At 70.4% G+C, this 16,317-nt stretch carries 15 protein-coding genes; 7 read left to right on the top strand and 8 right to left on the bottom strand.

What is annotated here, in order from left to right; translation table 11 throughout:
• The first annotated feature begins 63 nt into the window (after nt 1-63).
• Together ACXKZB_RS01820 and soxR are read left to right on the top strand one after the other, a co-directional pair.
• The gene (locus ACXKZB_RS01820; RefSeq protein WP_488824475.1) at nt 64-1,110 is read left to right on the top strand and encodes a YdcF family protein; all 1,047 of its coding nucleotides are present in this window, start codon (nt 64-66) and stop codon (nt 1,108-1,110) included.
• Nucleotides 1,111-1,188: 78 nt separating this feature from the next.
• Nucleotides 1,189-1,671: a redox-sensitive transcriptional activator SoxR gene (gene soxR, locus ACXKZB_RS01815; protein WP_488824474.1), complete on the top strand. Its 483-nt coding sequence runs from the start codon at nt 1,189-1,191 to the stop codon at nt 1,669-1,671.
• Here soxR and ACXKZB_RS01810 read toward each other — a convergent pair.
• Entirely contained in the window at nt 1,668-2,105 is a 438-nt protein-coding gene (locus ACXKZB_RS01810; RefSeq protein WP_488824473.1) for a MarR family winged helix-turn-helix transcriptional regulator, read from the bottom strand. The genes soxR and ACXKZB_RS01810 overlap by 4 nt on opposite strands.
• A gap of 46 nt (nt 2,106-2,151) precedes the next feature.
• On the opposite strand from ACXKZB_RS01810, the gene ACXKZB_RS01805 reads away from it, so the two are divergent.
• Nucleotides 2,152-3,393 carry a multidrug effflux MFS transporter gene (locus ACXKZB_RS01805; protein ID WP_488824472.1) on the top strand — a complete coding sequence of 414 codons (1,242 nt, stop codon included), beginning with the start codon at nt 2,152-2,154 and terminating at the stop codon, nt 3,391-3,393.
• Between the two features lie 69 nt (nt 3,394-3,462).
• Here the strand turns inward: ACXKZB_RS01805 and ACXKZB_RS01800 are convergent, their stop codons facing one another.
• Nucleotides 3,463-4,161, bottom strand: coding sequence for a phosphatase PAP2 family protein (locus ACXKZB_RS01800; protein ID WP_488824471.1), 699 nt, complete (start codon nt 4,159-4,161; stop codon nt 3,463-3,465).
• Between the two features lie 89 nt (nt 4,162-4,250).
• On the opposite strand from ACXKZB_RS01800, the gene poxB reads away from it, so the two are divergent.
• Nucleotides 4,251-5,975 carry a ubiquinone-dependent pyruvate dehydrogenase gene (gene poxB, locus ACXKZB_RS01795; protein WP_488824470.1) on the top strand — a complete coding sequence of 575 codons (1,725 nt, stop codon included), beginning with the start codon at nt 4,251-4,253 and terminating at the stop codon, nt 5,973-5,975.
• Between the two features lie 66 nt (nt 5,976-6,041).
• Here poxB and ACXKZB_RS01790 read toward each other — a convergent pair whose 3' ends face one another.
• On the bottom strand, nt 6,042-6,725 hold the full coding sequence (locus ACXKZB_RS01790; protein WP_488824469.1) for an SDR family NAD(P)-dependent oxidoreductase: 684 nt from the start codon (nt 6,723-6,725) through the stop codon (nt 6,042-6,044).
• 101 nt (nt 6,726-6,826) lie between these two features.
• Between ACXKZB_RS01790 and ACXKZB_RS01785 the strand changes: the two genes are divergently transcribed.
• On the top strand, nt 6,827-7,669 hold the full coding sequence (locus ACXKZB_RS01785) for a helix-turn-helix transcriptional regulator (RefSeq protein WP_488824468.1): 843 nt from the start codon (nt 6,827-6,829) through the stop codon (nt 7,667-7,669).
• Between the two features lie 20 nt (nt 7,670-7,689).
• Here ACXKZB_RS01785 and ACXKZB_RS01780 read toward each other — a convergent pair whose 3' ends face one another.
• Nucleotides 7,690-7,989, bottom strand: coding sequence for a Dabb family protein (locus tag ACXKZB_RS01780; RefSeq protein WP_488824467.1), 300 nt, complete (start codon nt 7,987-7,989; stop codon nt 7,690-7,692).
• Between the two features lie 28 nt (nt 7,990-8,017).
• The gene (locus ACXKZB_RS01775) at nt 8,018-8,905 is read right to left on the bottom strand and encodes an SDR family oxidoreductase (RefSeq protein ID WP_488824466.1); all 888 of its coding nucleotides are present in this window, start codon (nt 8,903-8,905) and stop codon (nt 8,018-8,020) included.
• A 138-nt stretch (nt 8,906-9,043) separates the two neighbouring features.
• On the opposite strand from ACXKZB_RS01775, the gene ACXKZB_RS01770 reads away from it, so the two are divergent.
• Both ACXKZB_RS01770 and ACXKZB_RS01765 read left to right on the top strand, forming a co-directional pair.
• On the top strand, nt 9,044-10,858 hold the full coding sequence (locus ACXKZB_RS01770; protein ID WP_488824465.1) for a hypothetical protein: 1,815 nt from the start codon (nt 9,044-9,046) through the stop codon (nt 10,856-10,858).
• A 17-nt stretch (nt 10,859-10,875) separates the two neighbouring features.
• Complete coding sequence (locus tag ACXKZB_RS01765) at nt 10,876-11,709, top strand: glycoside hydrolase family 16 protein (RefSeq protein WP_488824464.1); 834 nt, start codon at nt 10,876-10,878, stop codon at nt 11,707-11,709.
• Between the two features lie 97 nt (nt 11,710-11,806).
• Here ACXKZB_RS01765 and ACXKZB_RS01760 read toward each other — a convergent pair whose 3' ends face one another.
• From ACXKZB_RS01760 to ACXKZB_RS01750, 3 genes are all read right to left on the bottom strand, one after another.
• On the bottom strand, nt 11,807-12,538 hold the full coding sequence (locus ACXKZB_RS01760) for a S1 family peptidase (RefSeq protein ID WP_222657501.1): 732 nt from the start codon (nt 12,536-12,538) through the stop codon (nt 11,807-11,809).
• A gap of 194 nt (nt 12,539-12,732) precedes the next feature.
• The gene (locus ACXKZB_RS01755) at nt 12,733-14,868 is read right to left on the bottom strand and encodes an Ig-like domain repeat protein (protein WP_488824463.1); all 2,136 of its coding nucleotides are present in this window, start codon (nt 14,866-14,868) and stop codon (nt 12,733-12,735) included.
• Nucleotides 14,869-14,961: 93 nt separating this feature from the next.
• On the bottom strand, nt 14,962-16,248 hold the full coding sequence (locus ACXKZB_RS01750) for a HupE/UreJ family protein (RefSeq protein ID WP_488824462.1): 1,287 nt from the start codon (nt 16,246-16,248) through the stop codon (nt 14,962-14,964).
• Nucleotides 16,249-16,317: the final 69 nt, after the last annotated feature.

Here is a 16,317-nt window from a genome sequence, read left to right as displayed (position 1 = left end):
GGCGGTCTCCTGACCCTCGACCGGTAGCGTGGAGCGCATGACCGCGCTCCGTTCGGCCGCCCGATGACCGCTGTGGGTGCACCCGCCGTCTTCGCGCTGGTCTTCCTGCTGCTGTACGTCGTGAGCAGGCGGCGGGACCCGCGGATGCTCCGCAACGGGGTGTTCCTGACGGCCGCCGCGTTCTTCGCGCTCGCCACGGCCGTGGCCGCCCTGACGCTCGTGGTGCCCGGGTTCAGCCTGGTCGTCGGCACCGTGCTGCTGCTCGTGCCGCTCGCGGTGGTCGTGCTCGGCGTGGCCCTCATCGCGAACGGGTTCCGGATGCTCCGCTCCGAGGGGCGCAGCCTCGGCAACACGCTCTCCCTGCTCGCCGGGGTGCTCGTCTTCGTGCTGCCCGCGGTGGCGATCGCACTGTTCGTGTCGGCGAGCGGCGCGGGGTTCACGCTCTGGGACGGCACCCGGATCGCGGTCGCCGTGCTGATGGTGTTCGTCTGCGGGTACTTCGCCGTGTCGCTCGTCGCGTTCGCCGTGTACTCCGTCGTGTACGGCCGGATGCGTCACGGGGCCGTGCCGGACGCCATCGTCGTCCTCGGCTCCGGCCTGATCCGCGGCGAGGTGCCGCCACTGCTCCGCAGCCGCCTCGACCGCGCACTCGTCGTGTACCGCGCCGAGCGGGCCGCCGGGCGTCGGCCGCTGCTCATCCCCTCCGGAGGGCAGGGGGACGACGAACCCCGCGCCGAGGGCACGGCGATGGCGGAGTACCTGCTGGCGAACGGCGCGGAGCCCGACGACGTCCTGCCCGAGACCGAGTCCCGCAACACCCGCGAGAACCTGCGGTTCTCGCGGGCCGTGCAGGCCGGGGCCGGGCGGGACGGTCAGGTCGTCGTGGTCACGAACGACTACCACGTGCTCCGCGCCGCCACCCTGGCCCGCCGGCTCGACCTGCCGGCGCAGGTCGTCGGTGCACGCACGGCGCCGTACTACGTGCCGAGCGCGTTCCTGCGCGAGTTCGTCGCGGTGGTCGTCGAACACCGCTGGCTCAACGTGGTCGCGTGCACGCCGTTCGTCCTGTTCACCGCGTTCCTGCTCTGGGAGTCGTTCCAGCAGCGGTAGACCCGGCCGACGGACGGACGGGAGGCCCGTGGCGGGCCCGCCCCGCGCCTCCCGTCCGCCCGCCGTAGGATCTCGACCATGGTCGAGATCCAGCCGCCGCGTCCGACCGACCTGCTGCCGATCGGCGAGATCGTCCGTCGCACCGGGGTCGCCGCGTCGGCCCTGCACTTCTACGAGCGCAAGGGCCTGATCCGACCCGAGCGCACCGACGGTGGCACCCGGATGTACCCGCGCCACGTCGAACGCCGGATCGCGATCATCCAGGTGGCCAAGCGGCTCGGCATCCCGCTCAGCGAGGTCGCCGAGCAGTTCGGCACACTGCCGGCCGACCGGATGCCGTCCCTGCGCGACTGGAACCGACTGAACGAACGGTGGCGTGCGCGACTGCGGGCCCGCCAACTCGAACTCGAGCGGCTGCAGCAGGAGATGACGCAGTGCATCGGGTGCGGCTGCGTCTCACTCGGTGCGTGCTCGGTCGTGAACCCGGGCGACACGCTCGGCGACGAGGGGCACGGCGCTCGTCGGCTGCTCCCGATCGAGGACGACGCGCCGGAGGACTAGACCCCGCGGAGTCCGTGGTCGATGCGGTCGAGCAGCGCGACCGCATCGGACACCCCGTCGTCGTCGCCGAGCGCGTCCCGGAGCTTGCCGGCCCAGTGCGCGCGGAGGCGTCCGATGCTCTCGCGCGCCAGGTCCGTCGAGTGCAGCTGCACGGTCCGCGCATCGTCCGGGTCGTGCCGGCGTTCGACCATCCCCTTCGACACGAGGGACCGCAGCGCGACGCTGAGGTTGCTGCGCTGGAGTGCGGTCGCCTCCGCCGTCGCGCTCGGCGAGGTGCCGGGGTTGCGGTCGACCCAGCGCATCACGAGCGCCTCGGTCCCGGTGAGCGGCACGATGTCGAGCGCCCCGGCACCGTGCGGGTCGATCTCCCGCGAGATCCGGAGCACGACGTCGGCGAGGTCGGCGAGGACGCGGTCGGACACGGCGGAGTGCATGTCCGTACTGTACCGAGGATCGGCACTGAGTTATGCTTTCATAACAATGACCACGGACACCGGAACCATCCGCGCGCACGTCGCGACACCCACGACCAGGCAGCAGGGCATCACGACCCCGCTGCTGCTGGTGCTCGGCCTGCTCAGCGCCGTCGCCCCCTTCGCCACCGACCTGTACCTGCCGGCGTTCCCGCAGATGACCACCGAACTCGGTGCGAGCGCCACCACCGTGCAACTCACACTGACCGCGTTCCTGGTCGGCGTGACGGCCGGCCAGCTCGTCTTCGGGCCACTGTCCGACCGGTTCGGCCGCGTGCCGCCGCTCATCGCCGGCGCGGCACTGTGCGTCCTGGCGAGCGTCGCCGCCGTCGTCGCCCCGAACACCGGCGTGCTCATCGCCGCACGACTCCTGCAGGGACTCGGTGGCGCCGCCGGCATGGTGATCAGCCGTGCGGTCATCTCCGACCTGGCGACCGGCAAGCCCGCCGCCCGCGCGTTCTCGCTCATGATGATCGTCGGCGGGGTCGCCCCCGTCGTCGCACCGCTGCTCGGCGGCCTGCTCACCGGCCCGATCGGCTGGCGCGGACTGCTGTCGATCGTGCTCGGCCTGTCGGTGGTCATGCTCGTCGCGGTGCTCGCCGTCATCCGTGAGACCCACCTCAAGGCCCACCGCGACGTGCTGCGCGAGGAACGCAAGGGCTCCGGTTCGCCGCTCCGCGCGCTCCGCTCCCGCACGTTCCTCGGCTACATCGCCGTGTTCGGCTTCGCGTTCGCCGTGATGATGGCCTACATCTCGGCCTCCCCGTTCCTGTACCAGGACATGATCGGGCTCGGCACCGTCGGCTACGGCCTGGCGTTCGGGCTGAACGCGCTGGCCCTGATGGGGGTGAGCATCGTGTCCGCCAAGCTCACCGAGACCCGTTCGGTCACCGGTGTGCTGTCGCTCGGCATCGCCCTGGTGTTCGCGTCGACGGTCGTGTTCGCACTGCTCGTCGTCTTCTCGGCGCCGGTGTTCTGGCTCGCCGTCCCGCTGTTCACCGCGGTCGGCTCGCTCGGCCTGGTGCTCGGCAACGCGACGGCGCTCGCGCTCGGTGCGGTCCCCGCTGCTGCCGGCAGCGCGTCGGCCGTGCTCGGTGCGCTGCAGTTCGGGCTCGCCGCGTTGGTGTCGCCGCTCGTCAGCATCGGTGGCTCGGCGACGGCTGCGCCGCTGGCGGTCGTGATGCTCGCGTCCGCCGTGGTCGCCGTCGTGGCGCTGCTCGTCGCCCGGGGGCGCACCCGCCTCGCCTGACCCGGTCGGGCCCGACCCGGAACGACATCATCGACGTCGCACGACGACGAGGACGTCGTTCCGAGTCGGTCACCGCCCCCGCAGGAACGGGATCCGTGGCATCAGCCAGTCGACCCACACCACCCGCACGCCCGGGGCGACCGCGAGCGCCCACAGGATCGAGGCCGCCGCGTCGGTCGGGTAGTGCACCGCGTCGATCGACACCGAGAAGAACACCACGACGATCGCGACGACCCCGAGCGTCAGCGCGAGCCGGTGCCACCGCGTCTCGCGCAGCAGCCAGATCAGCGCGATCACGAACGCCGTGATGTAGACGGTGTGCCCGCTCGGGTAGCCGGGGTCGGGTTGCACCGGGAACGGGTGCGGCAGCACGGCGACGTCGGGCCGAGCGCGGTGGACGATCTCCTTGACGACCGCGGAGGGGACCCAGGTGACGGCGATCGTGCCGCCGAAGGCCAGGGCGGGGCGGAGGCTCCGGGTGCGCCACCAGATCACGGCCACGACGACGACGGTGATCCCGATCGCCGGAGCGGGACTGATGACGTGGTAGACCGCGGTGGTGAACGCCCCGACCGCGCCCGTGTGCAGGGCGTTCATGGCCTTCGAGAGCCCGAGGTCGACCGTGCCCAGGGCGAACCCGACGAGCGTGATGACGACCACCGCGATGACCGCGATCGCGACCGACACGAGCGGGTAGGGCGACGGCTCGAGGATGCCGTCCGCGTCGGGCCCCGGTCGGCGGGGGCGGAGCAGCGGCGCTTCGGTCATCCGACCATCGTCCCAGCCCCGACCCCGACAGCGGGCCCGGCGAGCCTCTGAAAGCACTCAGCGCAGCCGTCCGCGAGTAGACAGGAGGCATGCCAACCGTTGCCGAGAATATCGTCGCCACCCTCCGCAAGAACGACGTCGCGCGCGTCTACGGCCTGCCGGGGGACTCCCTCAACGGCTTCACCGACGCCCTGCGCAAGGACGGCACGATCCGGTGGGAGCACGTCCGCCACGAGGAAGCCGCCGCCTTCGCGGCGAGCGCCGAGGCCGAGCTGACCGGTGAGCTCGCGGTCTGCGCCGGCAGCTGCGGCCCGGGCAACCTGCACCTCATCAACGGCCTGTTCGACGCGAACCGGTCGCGGGTCCCGGTGCTCGCGATCGCCGCGCACATCCCCACCGCCGAGATCGGCTCCGGCTACTTCCAGGAGACCCACCCGCAGGAGCTGTTCCGCGAGTGCTCGGTCTACGTCGAGTACGTCGCCGACCCGGCCCAGATGCCCCGCCTGCTCGAGATCGCGATGCGCGAAGCCGTCGAGAAGCGCGGAGTCGCCGTGCTCGTGATCCCCGGCGACGTCCTGCTCGCCGAGGCCAAGGACGACCGCACCACGCGCATCGAGCGCACGACGCCGCGGATCGTGCCGAGCGAAGCCGAGCTGCAGCGCACCGCCGAGCTGCTGAACGGTGCCGACAAGGTCACCATCCTGGCGGGTGCGGGCGTCGCCGGAGCGCACGACGAGGTCGTCGCGCTCGCCGAGCGCCTGCAGGCCCCGATCGTGCACGCCCTGCGCGGCAAGGAGCACATCGAGTGGGACAACCCCTACGACGTCGGCATGACGGGTCTGCTCGGCTTCGCGTCCGGGTACCGCGCGATGGAGGACGCCGACGTCGTGCTCATGCTCGGCACCGACTTCCCGTACCAGCAGTTCTTCCCGGCCAAGGCGAAGCACGTGCAGGTCGACATCCGTGGGTCGCAGCTCGGCCGGCGGCACCCGGTCGACATCGGCCTGGTCGGCACCGTGAAGGACACCGCGCTCGCCCTCATCCCGCTGCTGACCGGTTCGCACCCGACGACGCACCTCGACACCGCCCTGAAGCACTACCGGAAGACCCGCGAGAAGCTCGACGACCTGGCCGTCCCCGCCGGCCGGAAGAAGCCGCTGCACCCGCAGTACGTCGCTCGTGTGCTCGACCGGATCGCCGCCGACGACGCCGTGTTCATCCCGGACGTCGGCTCCCCCGTCGTGTGGGCCTCGCGCTACCTGACGATGAACGGCAAGCGTCGCCTGATCGGGTCGTTCGTGCACGGCACGATGGCGAACGCGGTGCCGCAGGCGATCGGTGCGCAGACGGCGTTCCCGGACCGCCAGGTGATCGCGCTCGCGGGTGACGGCGGCCTGACGATGCTGCTCGGCGAGCTCATCACGATCGTGCAGAACAAGCTGCCCGTGAAGATCGTCGTGTTCGACAACTCGTCGCTGAACTTCGTCGAGCTCGAGATGAAGGCGGCCGGGTTCGTGAACTACGGCACCGAGCTGCAGAACCCGGACTTCGCCGCCGTCGCCGAGGCGATCGGCATCAAGGGCTTCAAGGTCGACGTCTCCGACGACTTCGAGGACGCCATGGCCGCCGCACTCGCGCACGACGGGCCCGCGCTCGTCTCGGTGCGCGCGAACCGGCAGGAGCTGTCGATGCCGCCGGCGGTCACGCTCGAGCAGGCGAAGGGCTTCACGCTCTACGCCATCCGCACGGTGCTGTCCGGTCGCGGCGACGAGCTGCTGGACCTCGCGTCGACCAACGCGCGCCAGCTGCTGTAGACGCGACCGCACGGCGGACGGGAGGCGCGGTGCCAGCTGGCACCGCGCCTCCCGTCCGTCGCGGCGTCACCACCCGAGCGGCTGGCCGTCCTCCAGGAACACGCCGGTCGGGCCCTCCGGGCCCGCGCTCGCGGCCGCCGCGATCGTCGCGGCGCTGACCTCGACGGGGCGACCGTGCGGGTTCGGCATGCCACCGAACTCGGTGGCCGTGTAACCGGGCTCGATCGCGACGAAGTGCACCTCGGGCACGACGCGCGCGTACTGCACCGTCAGCATCGAGACGGCGGCCTTGGACGCGCCGTAGACCACGGCCGGCACGGTGAACGCCGGCTTCGACGGGTCGTGGGTGGCGGTGAAGGAGCCGAGCGCACTCGACAGGTTCACCACGATCGGGTTCGCGGAGCGACGCAGGAGCGGCAGGGCAGCCTCGGTCGCGCGGATCGTGCCGACGGCGTTCGTGTCGAAGACGGCGAGCGCCTCGGGCCCGCTCTGCCCCCAGACGGCGATGCCGGCGTTGTTGACCAGCACGTCGAGTCCGCCGTTCTCGGCGACGTGCGCGAAGGCGGCGGCGACCGAGTCGTCGTTGCGGACGTCGAGCTGGACGGAGCGGGCGCCGATCTCGGCGGCGACCGCGGCGCCCTGGTCGGCGTCGCGGGCGCCGATCCAGACGGTGTGGCCCGCCTCGACGAGCTGGCGGGCGGTTTCCGTGCCGAGGCCGCGGGTGGCCCCGGTGATGAGTGTCGTTGTCATGGGCCCAGCGTCGTGCTCGGTGGCGACCGCAGGGAGTCGCCCGGTTGTCGTAGGACCGGCAGGGCCAGGACCCGGTCGCCCGTCGCGCGCAGACTGGGGGCATGGCGGACACGGACTTCGGGCACACCCTGCGGCGGCTGCGCGACCACGTCTCCCCCGAGGCTGCCGGCGTGAGCGTCGGGCCGCGGCGTCGGGCGGCCGGGCTGCGCCGGGAGGAACTCGCGGGGCTCTCCGGGATCTCCGCTGACTACCTGACCCGCCTGGAGCAGGGACGCGCGACGTCGCCGTCCGCACAGGTGGTCGAGGCGCTCGTGCGGGCGTTGCGGGTCGCCGATGCCGACCGCGAGCTGCTCTACCGGCTGGCCGGGCACGCGGTCCCCGGCGCGGACGTGGTGCCGTCGCGGATCCCGCCGAGCGTGCAGCGACTGCTCGACCGGCTGGCGGACACCCCGGTCGCGGTCCTCGACGCCGCGGGGAACCTGCTCGTCGCCAACGCCCCGTACGACGCGCTGATGGGGCCGATCGGCGCACTGCGCGGGAACAAACGCAACACCGCGTGGCGGCACCTGGTCGGGTCCGGCAGCCGGGCCGTGCACACGCCGCAGGAGCAGGCCGCGTTCGAGGCGAACCTGGTCGCGGGACTCCGGATGACCGCAGCCCGGTACCCCCTCGACCGGCAGCTGCAGCAGCTCGTGCGGGACCTCCGGGCCGCGAGCCCGCGGTTCGTCGAGCTGTGGGACTCCGGCGCGACGACCGTGGGCGAGACGGCCCGCCGCAAGGTGATCGACCACCCGGACGTCGGGCTGATCACGCTCGACTGCGACACCCTGGTCGTCGGGCCGGAGGACCTGCGGATCCTGGCCTACACGGCGGTGCCGGGGTCAGTGGACGCGGAACGGTTGGCGCTGGCGATCGTGCTCGGGACGCAGTCGTTGGTGGAGTAGCCGAACGGAGTTGCGCGCGGCTACGCCGCGTCCTCGACGTCGAACACCACGACCCGGGCACTCGCACCGCCGATGAACTCGGCCACCGGCCGGTGCTCCGGGTGCGGAAGGTACCCGGCGAGCGCTGCCCGATCGCGGAACCGGACGACGAGCATCCAGTGGAACCCGCCCTCCAGCCCCTCGGTGCTCACGCTCGTCCCCGACTGCACGGACTCGACACCGTCGATCCGCGGCAGGTGTTCGCGGGACAAGGCGTCGGCCTCGGACGACCGGTCCGCTCCGCCCCACTCGACCAACACGGTGTGCGTCACTGCGGACACGTGGTCTCCTCGTCTGTCGCGACGCCGGTCAGAACGCGGGCGTTCCGCCGGCGATCGTGATCGTGGATCCGGACTGGTAGCTGGACTCCGGGCTCACGAGGTGCACGTACGCGGCACCGAGCTCGGCGGGCTGCCCGGGTCGACCGAACGGCGAGGTCTCGCCGAAGTGCGACACGGTCTCGGCGTCGTCGGAGCCCGGCTGCAGCGGCGTCCACACGGGTCCCGGCGCGACGGAGTTCACGCGGATGCCCTTCGGCGCGAGCTGCTGTGCGACGGCCTCGGTGAAGAGCTTGATCGCACCCTTCGACACCGCGTAGTCGATCTTGTCGGCCGACGGCGTCGACGCCTGGATCGAACCCGTCGTCACGATGGTGGAACCCGGCTCGAGGTGCGGCACCGCAGCCTTGGTCAGCCAGAACAGCGAGTAGATGTTGGTCTTGAAGGTCGAGTCGAACATCGACGTGTCGAGGGTCAGGATGTCCTCGTTGCTGTCCATGCGGCCGGCGACCATGACCAGGGTGTCGAGACCGCCGAGCTCGTCGACGCCCTTCTGCACCAGGTCCTTGCAGTACTGCTCGTCGGAGATGTCACCGGGGAACAGGACCGCGCGACGGCCCTCGGACTCGAGCAGGTCGCGGACTTGTTCGGCGTCCTCCTGCTCGTCCGGCAGGTAGGACAGCACCAGGTCGGCGCCTTCACGCGACAGCGCGATGGCGGCCGCTCGACCGATGCCGGAGTCGGCGCCGGTGATGATGCCGCGGTAGCCGGTCAGCCGCTCACGGCCGACGTAGCTCTCCTCGCCGTGGTCCGGCTTCGGGTCCATCTTCCAGGCGGCACCCGGCAGCGACTGCTCCTGCTTCGGGTACGGCGGGGCCGGGTAGAGGGTGTTCGGGTCGCGCTTGTCGTACTGGCTCATGCGTTCCACTGTCGTCGTCGCGCGTGGACGCGCGTTCAGCGTCGCGCGCCGGGTCGGTCTGCTGCGACCCTGAGTCGCCACTGGTCCCCATTTCGTCCGACTGTCCGGGCGCTCCGACAGGTCTACGGTCTGTTCCGTGTGGCAACGACGCCGCACGATGACGAATCGAGCATCATGCAACGACGGATGAAGCAGCTCGTCGCGATCGCCTTGAGCGCCGGTGTCGTGGGGGCCCTCGTCCCCGCGGTCTCCGCTCAGGCGGTCACGACGAGCGACACCCCGGACTTCGGGAGCAACGTCAAGATCTACGATCCCTCGGTGCCCGCGTCGACCATCCAGGCCGACGTCGACGCCGCCTTCACCAGTCAGCTCCGCAGCACGAGCGCGCAGTTCGGCACGCAGCGGTACGCCTTCCTGTTCAAGCCCGGCAGCTACGGCCGCGTCTGGGCGAACCTGGGCTTCTACACATCGGTCGCCGGGTTGGGGAAGAACCCCGACGACGTGACGATCAACGGTGCCGTGAACGTCGATTCCGGATGGAACGCCGGGGACGAGAAGAACGCGACGCAGAACTTCTGGCGGTCGGTCGAGAACGTGGCGATCGTCCCCGAAGGCGGCACCGACCGGTGGGCGGTGTCCCAGGCCGCGCCGATGCGTCGGGTGCACATCAAGGGGAACCTGACGATGGGGCCGTCCAACCAGGACGGCGGCCAGGGGTACTCGTCGGGCGGCTACATCGCCGACACCAAGGTCGACGGCACGGTGACCTCCGGGTCGCAGCAGCAGTGGTACACCCGGAACTCCACGATCGGCTCGTGGCAGGGCGGCAACTGGAACATGACGTTCTCAGGGGTGAACGGCGCCCCGGCGAACGACTTCTCGAAGAGCTACACCACGCTCGCCACGACTCCGACGACGCGGGAGAAGCCGTACCTGTACGTCGACTCGTCGAACAAGTACCACGTGTTCGTCCCGTCGCTGCGGCAGAACTCGAGCGGTGTCACGTGGCCGAACACCGGCGGCACCGACATCCCGATGCGGAACTTCTACGTCGCCCACCCGGGCGACTCGGCGGCGACCATCAACAGCGCGCTGGCCCAGGGGCTGAACCTGTTCTTCACACCGGGCACCTACCAGCTCGACGCGGCGATCAACGTCACCCGCGCGGACACCGTCGTGACGGGCATCGGCTTCCCGACGCTCGTGCCGACGAAGGGCAACGCCGTCCTGACCTCGACCGACGTCGCGGGGGTGAACGTCTCGAACCTCGTGGTCGATGCGGGCACGCAGAACAGCGCGCAGTTGGTCCGCCTCGGCGCGTCCGGGTCGCACGTCGACCACGCCGGCGACCCGCAGAGCATCCAGGACGTCTTCTTCCGCGTCGGATCGAGCGTGCAGGGCAAGGCCTCGACCACGCTGCAGGTGAACGCCGACGACACGCTCGTCGACCACATCTGGGCCTGGCGCGCGGACCACGGCGGTGCGACGACCGGGTGGACCGTGAACACCGGGGCGACCGGCGTCGAGGTGAACGGCAACGACGTCCTCGCCACCGGGCTGTTCGTCGAGCACTACCAGAAGTACGAAGTGCAGTGGAACGGCAACAACGGCAAGACGATCTTCTTCCAGAACGAGATGCCCTACGACGTGCCGGACAACGCCTCGTGGCAGAGCCCGACCGGCGCCGGCTACGCCGCCTACAAGGTGGCAGCGAACGTGACGAGCCACGAGATCTGGGGCGGCGGCGTCTACTGCTTCTTCAACACGAACCCCGCGGTGCACGCAGACCGGGCGTTCGAGGTCCCGCAGACCGCTGGCGTCCGCGCGCACGGCCTGGTCACGGTCTCGCTCGGCGACACCGGCACCATCTCGAGCGTCATCAACGGCGTCGGTGGTGCGGTGCCGACACCGGCGGGCAACACCGCCCCGAACCGCGTCGCCTCGTACAACTGATCCCGGGAGGATCGATGATGCACACCACTCGGAAGCGGCGACTGGTCGCTCTCACGGTCGCCGGAGCGGCGGCCCTCGCACTCGGTGCGGGCCCCGTCCTGCAGGGAGCGGACCCCGCGAACGCCGCGAGCGGCGACGTGGTCTGGTCGCAGGACTTCGACGGAGCCGCGGGCAGCGCGCCGGATCGATCGGCGTGGACGAACGAGACCGGCGGCGGCGGCTGGGGCAACAACGAGCTCGAGGACTACACCGACTCGCGCGACAACTCGGCGCTCGACGGGCAGGGCAACCTGGTCATCACGGCGAAGCGCGAGGCCGACGGTTCGTACACCAGCGCCCGACTCACGACGCAGGGCAAGTACACGCCCCGGTACGGCCGCGTCGAGGCGCGGATCCAGATCCCCCGCGGCCAGGGCATCTGGCCGGCGTTCTGGATGCTCGGTTCCGACCTGCCCCAGGTCGGTTGGCCGAACTCCGGCGAGGTCGACGTGATGGAGAACGTCGGGTACGAGCCGGCGACGGTGCACGGCACGGTCCACGGGCCCGGGTACTCCGGCGGCCAGGGCATCACGTCGAGCTACCAGCACCCCCAGGGGTGGTCGTTCGCGGACACGTTCCACACGTTCGCGGTCGACTGGAAGCCGGGATCGATCACCTGGTCGGTCGACGGTGTCGCGTACAAGACGATCACGCCGGCCGACACGGGTGGCAATCCGTGGGTCTTCGACAAGCCGTTCTTCATCGTGCTGAACCTGGCCGTCGGCGGTAGCTGGCCGGGCTACCCGGACGGTACGACGGAGTTCCCGCAGCAGATGAAGATCGACTACGTCCGTGTGATCGACAACTCCTGACCCAGCGCGGGTGGGCGACCAGCCGCTCTGGAGACGGCTGATGACGGACGGGAGGCCCGTGGCGACGTCGCCACGGGCCTCCCGTCCGCCTGTCGGTTCAGACGCCGGCCGTGGTCTTGATCCAGGACGAGGCCTGCGACAGCAGGGCGTAGTTCGAGCCGGCCTTGGTGTTCGCGCCGGGGTCGGCGCTGTCACCGGTGGAGCAGACGGCAACGACCTTGCCGTTCACGAGCAGCGGGCCGCCGGAGTCGCCGTGGTTCGAGGCGCCGGTCACACCCGTGAGGTGCTGCGCACGACCGCTGTAGGCGTCGGTGCTCGCGCCGGTGAGCGAGACGGTGGCCTGGTAGAGCCCGTCGGACTGGGTCGCGTTCGCGCGCAGGCCGTAGCCCTGGATGGTGCCGGTCCCGCTCGACTTGGCTGTCGCGGTGAGGTCGAGGGGCGCGTAGGTGGACAGCGAGTAGGCGGTCCGCAGGTGGACGAGGGCGATGTCGCCGGCCGGCGAGGCGCTGACGCGGTCGACGGCGACGGCGGTGCCCCGGTTGGTCGTGGAGTTCGAGTGGTAGACGTTCATCGCGCCGATGCCGTCGATGCAGTGACGGGCGGTGAGGATCCACGAGGCGTTGATCTGCTCGCCGGTGCAGTTGCTGACGTAGCCCGACGGGATGGAGCCGCCCGAGGCCTCGAGCTGGACCGCCCACGAAGTGGTGGGGGCCTTCTCGCCGCCGACGACCTTCGTGCTGGCCGGCAGTGCCGAGGCGGGTGACGCGGCGAACACACCCGCGGTGATGACGGCCGCGGCGGCGAACGCGGCTGCGATGGACTTCTTCATGACGACTCCTCTGTCGGGGGAAGCACCTGACCCGTTGCGTTGTGCAACTGGTCAGCATCCTGACCCTCGTTCGGGGGCCGCGCCAGTCCGCACTTCGGCGGACGGGCCGTCGTCAGCGCTGTCACACTCGGGTCATGGGGACGCACGAGGGCCCCGCGACCGGAGTCGCGGGGCCCTCGCTCGGTGCACTGGTGTTACTTGATGACGATCGACTGCACCGGGCTGGTGCTCGTCGCCAGGGTGTCGGTGCCGGCGAAGACGGCGTGCAGCTTGTGCGCGCCCTTCTTCAGCGAGAGCGCCGAGGTGACCTTGCCGTTCTTGACGGTGACGGTCGCCAGGCGCTTCGTGCCCTGGTAGATCCGCGCCGTGCCGTTGACGGTGAAGCCGGTGGCCTTCACCTGCACGGTCGCCTTGCCGCCGCTGTACTTGAGCGCCGTGCGGGACGGGGCCTTCGTGACGGTGACGGTGGTGGCCTTCGCGGTCGCCGAGTCGGTGCCCGAGAAGGTCGAGTCCGCGTTGACGAACTCGGCGGTGAGCGCGTGCGTGCCGATGGCCAGGGCGCTGGGGAGCGTCATGGTGGCGGTGCTGTTCTTCACGGGGACGGTGCCGAGGACCTTCTTGCCGTCCGAGACCGTCAGCGTGCCCTGCTGCTTGCCGATGCCACCGGCGATGGTCGCGGTGACCGTGGCCGGCTTCGCCGCGTTGTAGGTCTGCGACGCGGCGGAGACGGCGAGCGTCGTGGTGGTCGCCGGCAGCGTGGCGTGCAGGTCGAACTGGTCGACCGTCGAACCGATCGCGGCCGGGTCGGCGGTGGCGGTCGGCTGGAGCGTCACGCCGCAGCTGTCGACGTTGCCGTGCTGGACCGCCGAGTTGAGCGTGGTGCAGTCACCGGCGCGGATGTCCTGCACGGAGAGCTTCTCGTCGGTGACCGACACCTTCACGAAGGTGCGGACGTGCTCCTGGTTCTCGACCGAGTTCGCCCAGTGGCGCTTGCCCGTCGGGTCGAGCGGGTCCGCGCCGTAGCCGCTCTGCGTGGCGTCCGGAGCGGTCAGGTCGTAGTACTTCGAGCCGGAGGCCGAGTTCGCCGTCATGTAGATGACGCCGCCGGGGCCGGAGAAGACCTCGGGAGCAGCGGGCTGCTCGTTGACGTTGGCCTTCTTGCCGTTCTTGATCGCGTAGCTGCGCGAGTAGGAGTGGTCGTGGCCCTGCAGGACGAGGTCGACGCCCATGTCGGAGAACGCACGCGTGAAGTCGAACCGGCGCTGCTGGTTGTCCTTGTCGTTCGCGTGGTCGGCCGGCGAGTAGATCGAGTGGTGGTAGACCAGCGTGGTCCACTTCGCGTCGTCGCCGTAGCGGTTGATGACGTCGCGCACGTAGTTCACGTGGGCAGCGTCCGAACCGGCCGCGTAGGCGTTCGAGTTGATGTCGATGAACAGGACGCCCTTGTACATGTACCAGTAGTCGCCACCCGAGTTCGCGGTGGTGTTGCCACCCGGGTAGAAGTCCGGCACCTTGAGCGAGTTCGGCACCTGGTTGTGCTGCTCGTACGCCTTGCCGCCGACGTCGTGGTTGCCGATGGTCGAAGCCCACGGGTAGCGCTTGAGGACGTCGCTGCTGTCGGCGAACGCACCCCACTCGTACTCGTTGTTGGCGTGCTCGATCTGGTCGCCACCGGAGACCAGGAGCTCGGCGTCCGGCTCGGTGGTCGTGGCGTACTTCAGCGTGTCCGCCCAGCCCGCGCCGTCGTCGTCGACGTAGCCCGACGAACCGATCTGCGGGTCACCGAAGAACAGGAAGTCGAAGTCGCCGGAGAAGCTCTTCGTGGTGAACGTGTAGGACGCCGACCATGCCGACCCGTCCGCCGCACCGACGTGGTAGGTGTACGAGGTGTTCGGCTCGAGGTCCGAGATCGTGGCGTGGGCGTTGATGTAGCCCGACTCGGCGGCGATGCCGTCGATGTTCTTCGTGTTCGAGTCCGTCGTGCTCGTGTCGACTGCGGTGTTCGCGGCCTTCGACGCGGCGATCGTCGACTTGGCGTCGGTGAAGACCCCGTCGGTCATCGACGCGGTCTTCTGGATCTCGAGCGACTGGGCGACGTTCGTCGGGAAGTACCACGAGGCGATGCGCTGGCTCTCGGTGGCGCCGACGCCCAGCAGGATGTGGATCGGGCCGCCGGTGGAGATGTTGGTGGTGGGGGTGTTCGTCGCCGCGGTGGCGGCGTTCGTGCCGACCATCGAGGCGCCGGCGATGAGCGCGGCCCCGAGGACGGCTCCGCACACGCGGAGGGTGGTGGTTCTGCGCCGTGTGGTGGCGCCGGACAGGAGACTCATGGTGGTCCGTTTCTCAGACGTGGGATGGTGCAGCACTGAAGACTCTGCATGCACTGCGAAACGTCTTGGTAAACGCTGAGTGACAAGTCGTGGTCATCCTGCAGCGAGGCGCTCGACGAACCAGATCATCCCCATCACGAACACCCCGGCGGTCACGGCTCCGGTGACCCAGAGCGAGACTCGGTGGGCCTTCCGGCGCAGGAGGGACAGCGGCGGGAACACGATGACGATGATCGCGAGCTGCACCGCCTCGATGCCGACGTTGAAGATGAGGAGCGACACGAGCAGTTGCCACGAGAACGCCTCGTGGATGCCCAGCGCCCCGGCGAACCCGAGTCCGTGGATGAGCCCGAACGCGAAGACGACGGCCAGGCGCGTCCAGCCGGCTCGGTCGAGCGAGAAGTGCCCGTGCGTACCGACCACGAGTTCGTCCGCCCGCGACCGGCGCCGCCAGAGCCGCCACAGGTACCAGCCGGCCACTGCCGCGATGGACAGGGCGATGAGCGGCTCGACGACGATGGCGGGCGGGCTCACCACCCCGAGCGCGGCGAGGATGAACGTGATCGAGTGCGCGATCGTGAACGCCGACGCGGTGTAGACCACCTCGCGCAGACGTCGTGAACCGGCGATGAGCGCGACGAGGAACAGGATGTGGTCGATCCCGGTCAGCAGGTGCTCGGCGCCGAGGCGGAAGAACTCCCAGAAGCGCTGCCCCGCCGACTGCTCGGTCGAGAACGACGGCTGCGCGGCGTCGAGTGTCGCCGACCCCTGCTTCGCGTCGACGTCGTACGTGACGATCGTCTTGGTGTCCCGCACGAACGTCTCGCTGTCCGGGAACAGCGTCGAACGGACGACGTGTCCGGTCTGCGTCTCCGACGGCTCGGGGCAGGTGAAGTCGGCCGTCACGTGGGCGTACGGCACCTCGTCCTGCAGGTCGACCGTCACGGTCTTCCCGAGCACGGCCGTGCAGCGCTGCCCGCCGGCCCCCGTCACCGTGAACCGGTCGGACACGTACTTCCCGATGGTGTCGGTGTGCGCCTCCGCTGCCGACACCATGCCGGGGAAGTCGCCGTCGTCCCAGGCCGCCTGGCCCTGCGTGTGCAGGGGGTCGTCGTGCTCGCTGGTGGCGACCGACACCAGCATCAGGTCGTACTCGAGCCCGAGCTCCGCGTGCACGACCGTCGGTTCCGTCGACGTCACCTTCGCGTAGACGACCGAGCTGAAGCCGTGCGCCGATGCCGGCGAGGCCCCGGCCAGCACGCCGACGACGACCACCCCGAGCAGCAGGAGCACGGCGACGACCCGGGCGATCAGCGCGGCGGCGCGGGACGGACGGACGGGGCGGGGGCGCAGGAGCGCGACGGAGGTTCCGGAAGGCACGCGCAGACGATCCGGCCCTCGGACGACCGGCAGGTGAACAGGTGGTGACCAGCAGTGGGACAGGTGTCG

This window comes from Curtobacterium sp. ABR8, from assembly GCF_057812125.1.
The sequence above is the reverse complement of the archived record's forward strand: the minus strand, read 5'-3'. Positions and strand labels throughout refer to the sequence as shown.

Bases quoted from the DNA above. Each gene is read 5' to 3' on its own strand.
- ACXKZB_RS01820 (WP_488824475.1), top strand. From the start codon at position 64: ATGACCGCTGTGGGTGCACCCGCCGTCTTCGCGCTGGTCTTCCTGCTG.
- soxR (WP_488824474.1), top strand. From the start codon at position 1,189: ATGGTCGAGATCCAGCCGCCGCGTCCGACCGACCTGCTGCCGATCGGC.
- ACXKZB_RS01810 (WP_488824473.1), bottom strand. From the start codon at position 2,105: ATGCACTCCGCCGTGTCCGACCGCGTCCTCGCCGACCTCGCCGACGTC.
- ACXKZB_RS01805 (WP_488824472.1), top strand. From the start codon at position 2,152: ATGACCACGGACACCGGAACCATCCGCGCGCACGTCGCGACACCCACG.
- ACXKZB_RS01800 (WP_488824471.1), bottom strand. From the start codon at position 4,161: ATGACCGAAGCGCCGCTGCTCCGCCCCCGCCGACCGGGGCCCGACGCG.
- poxB (WP_488824470.1), top strand. From the start codon at position 4,251: ATGCCAACCGTTGCCGAGAATATCGTCGCCACCCTCCGCAAGAACGAC.
- ACXKZB_RS01790 (WP_488824469.1), bottom strand. From the start codon at position 6,725: ATGACAACGACACTCATCACCGGGGCCACCCGCGGCCTCGGCACGGAA.
- ACXKZB_RS01785 (WP_488824468.1), top strand. From the start codon at position 6,827: ATGGCGGACACGGACTTCGGGCACACCCTGCGGCGGCTGCGCGACCAC.
- ACXKZB_RS01775 (WP_488824466.1), bottom strand. From the start codon at position 8,905: ATGAGCCAGTACGACAAGCGCGACCCGAACACCCTCTACCCGGCCCCG.
- ACXKZB_RS01765 (WP_488824464.1), top strand. From the start codon at position 10,876: ATGCACACCACTCGGAAGCGGCGACTGGTCGCTCTCACGGTCGCCGGA.
- ACXKZB_RS01760 (WP_222657501.1), bottom strand. From the start codon at position 12,538: ATGAAGAAGTCCATCGCAGCCGCGTTCGCCGCCGCGGCCGTCATCACC.
- ACXKZB_RS01755 (WP_488824463.1), bottom strand. From the start codon at position 14,868: ATGAGTCTCCTGTCCGGCGCCACCACACGGCGCAGAACCACCACCCTC.